The following is a 714-nucleotide window of genomic DNA, read 5'->3' on the forward strand; positions in this document are numbered from 1 at the left end:
TGATGACAAATAAACAATTCTTTGATGAAGCACGAAAAATCGCAGGTGGTAAACTTACACAATCACAAGTGGATAAGCTTAATGTGGTAGTTGATGACTTATCGCCAAAAACAACACAGACTACAAGTCCGGCAGGCATCGACCTCATTTGCAGTTTTGAAGGTCTTGAATTAAAGGCTTACAACGACGGTGTAGGCGTATGGACCATTGGATATGGCACAACTGTCATCAATGGCGTGAAAGTAAAAAAAGGCGACACTTGTACAGTTGAACAAGCCAAAAAATACATGGCATCTGATCTTAAAAAATTTGAAGCTGCTGTAAATAAAGTTCAGGTACCACTGAATCAAAATCAATTTGATGCGTTGGTATCATTGACTTACAACATTGGAATAGGTGCTTTTGCAGATTCTACATTGCTTAAAAAATTAAATGTAGGTGACTATAAAGGTGCTGCTGCTCAATTCGATGTCTGGGTGAAAGCAGGTGGTAAGCGAATGCAAGGCTTGGTGAATCGGCGAGCTGTAGAAAGAAAGTTGTTTGAAAAGGCAGTCTAACTACCTTCTTTTTTTATCTGAGCACTCTACATGCTATTTGCAAAATATTACTTTGGTCAAACTTAATATCAAGCGTGGCCAAACTTTATAAAATTTATAATTCATTGTATTTATTAATGTTCATATTTTTACTTTGGTGGCAAAATATTACAAAGAT

Annotated in this window: 1 protein-coding gene; it reads left to right on the forward strand. The window is 36.4% G+C overall.

The window, feature by feature from the left end:
- Positions 1-2 precede the first annotated feature (2 nt).
- Positions 3-557, forward strand: a complete 555-nt coding sequence (locus C9E89_RS22980; protein WP_107010345.1) for a lysozyme — start codon at positions 3-5, stop codon at positions 555-557.
- Positions 558-714: the final 157 nt, after the last annotated feature.

Origin of the sequence: Acinetobacter sichuanensis (assembly GCF_003024515.2) — a bacterium.
GTDB lineage: Bacteria > Pseudomonadota > Gammaproteobacteria > Pseudomonadales > Moraxellaceae > Acinetobacter > Acinetobacter sichuanensis.